This window comes from Caulobacter sp. 10L414, assembly GCF_056395525.1.
On record NZ_JBFTJR010000123.1, the window covers coordinates 1 to 2,483 of the forward strand.

A 2,483-nucleotide genomic window follows, 5' to 3' on the forward strand; every position below is an offset into this window, starting at 1 on the left:
GGCGGCGGCGGCGGCGGGGGAGGCGGCGGCGGCGGGGGCGGAGGCGGCGGGGGCGGCGGCGAGCCGAAGGTGTAGCGAACGCCGAGGGTGATCGACGTGTCCTTGTAGTCGCCTTCGAAGGTGCCGACGTCCGTCACGGCGCCGCCGGCCGGGCCGACGTTGCTCGTCACCGAACCCCAGTTGAGGCTCTTGGCGACCAGGTAGCGGCCGGTCAGGTCGATCGACCAGTTCGGGGTCACGTCCCAGGCCAGGCCCAGCAGGCCCTGGTAGGCGAAGCCCTGGTCGGTGTCGTCGAAGCTGGTGTTCTGGATGCGGGCGCCGCCGGCGGGAACGCCGCTCAGCTGGCCGTACACCTTGTTGTGGACCCAGGCCGTACCGACGCCGGCGCCGATGAACGGACGCCACGACGAGTCGGGCAGGAAGTCATAGATGACGTTGGCCATCAGGGTGGTGGCCTTGACCTCGCCGTTCGGCGTGCCGCAGGTCGGGTTCGTCGCGGTGCGAACCGGGCCGGCGGTGCAGAGGCCGATCGGCTGCGGGCGCGAGGCGTTCTCGGAGCGGACGCCCGAGATGTCGCTGCCGCGGTAGCCGTATTCGCCTTCCACGCGCCAGTTCGGCGAGATGCGATAACCGATGCGAGCAAAGCCCGCCCAGTCTTCGTCCGTCGAGAAGGTCCAGTCGTACGGACGACCGTCGGTGGCGTTCACCGACGAGCTCGCTTCGATGCCCTCAGCCGAGTGGTAACCGACGTCGCCGGCCACATACCATCCGCTCAACGCGCTTTGGGCGGAGGCGCCGGACGCCGCGCAGAGCGCGACGGTTGCGACGCCAGCCAGCAACCCGAATTTCATGATGAGAACCCTCTAATAAAGTTAGCCTGGACGCCCCCCGCGGGGCGGCTTCCATGACGACAAACGCACGACTTCGCAAATCGGATGTGGCGCCAGCGCCACAGTGGGGCGGTTTCGTCGAATTCTCGACAAACTGCCCTCATCGATCGGAACACGAACGTTGGCCGTCGCGAGGCGCAGGCCTTCGGCGCCGCAGCAATGGTCGCGCAGTTCGCCGCCGGAATCCAGGTCAACCCTGGCGATTATTTCAGATATCGACGACCACCGATCGCTGTTCTTTCGCGGCCAGGGCGGAGGCGACCAGCGACGCGGCGCGCCGCTGGTCACGGGCCAGGCCGCGATCGCCCCCACGACCGGCCGCCTTGGCCACCCTCACATCCTCACCGCGTTGGAGGATGCGGCGAAGCTTTTTGGGGCAAGCGGTTCGCCTCGACGCCGCCCACGCCTGTGGAGTGCGCGACGACGCCGAGCCGCCCCCCCTTCGCGCCGCCAGGGATCGAGGGATCGACAACCCGTCGCGGCGCGGAGAGCCCGTCCGCGCAAAGGCGGCGGACAGTTCGCGCGACCGCTACCACCAGGGCCGCGGAACTGTCGCGTCCCAAACCTGGAACGTTTCGCCGCCCCGCCGGGCCGCATGGGCTGGACAGGCGCCGTCGTTCGGTTAACTACGAAGATCGAAGGTTTGCGCGGGGTGACRCAAGCCTTGGAGCGTGGTGCCTGAAGAGCGTGAGGTCGCGTCCGGACCAGTATTCCAAGCTCGACGCGTCCGGCGTGGCCCTGCTGGCGGCCGGCCACTTCATGGCCTTCGTCGACCGGGCCGTGCCCAGCGTCTACGCACCGGCGCTGAAAGCCGAGTTCCACCTGACCGACACCCAGCTGGGCGCGCTGCAGGGCCCCGCCTTCGTGGCGCTCTACGTCGCCGCGACCCTGCTGGCCGGCCATCGCGGCCACCGCCTGTCGCCCGCGCCGCTGCTCGCCAGCGCCGCGGCCCTGTGGACGCTGGCGACCCTCGCCCTGACCCTGGCCCCGACCTATGAGGGCCTGCTGGCCGCGCGGCTGGTGCTGGGCCTGGCCCAGGCCGCCTTCGCGCCCGCGGCTCTGGCCCTGATCGTGGCGGCCGCCCCGCCGGCCCGGCTGTCGCGCTGGGTGTCGATGTTCACCTCCGGCTCGTCGATGGGGCGCAGCGGCGCCCTCCTGGCCGGCGGCCTGGCGCTGGGCGCGTTCTCCAGCGGGGCCCTGCACGCCTTCGGCCAGGCACCCTGGCGCGCGGCCGTCGTGCTGCTGACCCTGCCCAACCTGCTGCTGGTGGCGCTGCTGGCCTGGCGGCTGCGCGGACTGGCGCCGGCGCGCCCCGGCGACGATGGCCTGGGACGCGCGCTGGCCCGCCTCGGCGCGCGCCCGCAGGGCCTTGGCCTGCACTTCCTCGGATCCGGCGGCGTCATCCTGGCGGTGCAGGCCGCCGCGGCCTGGGCGCCGTCGGTCGTCAACCGCGCCTGCGGGCTGACCCCCACCGCCAGCGCCCTGCTGACCGGCGCGGTCGTCCTGGTCGCCGCGCCGAGCGGGCACCTGGCGGCCGGCTGGCTGATGGACCGCCGCCTGCGCGCCGGCGGCGGCCCGGCCCTGGTGTTGGCC

At 72.2% G+C, this 2,483-nt stretch carries 3 protein-coding genes; 1 reads left to right on the plus strand and 2 read right to left on the minus strand.

Going from position 1 to position 2,483, the window contains the following annotated elements; translation table 11 throughout:
* Both AC1DCG_RS24975 and AC1DCG_RS24980 read right to left on the minus strand, forming a co-directional pair.
* Window positions 1–851: outer membrane protein (locus AC1DCG_RS24975; RefSeq protein WP_477041741.1), on the minus strand; the 851-nt coding region annotated here is incomplete at its 3' end.
* A 247-nt stretch (window positions 852–1,098) separates the two neighbouring features.
* Window positions 1,099–1,221, minus strand: coding sequence for a hypothetical protein (locus tag AC1DCG_RS24980; RefSeq protein ID WP_477028518.1), 123 nt, complete (start codon window positions 1,219–1,221; stop codon window positions 1,099–1,101).
* A gap of 356 nt (window positions 1,222–1,577) precedes the next feature.
* Here AC1DCG_RS24980 and AC1DCG_RS24985 point away from each other — a divergent pair.
* Window positions 1,578–2,483, plus strand: a 906-nt coding sequence (locus tag AC1DCG_RS24985) for an MFS transporter (RefSeq protein ID WP_477041742.1), incomplete at its 3' end; no start/stop codon positions are given.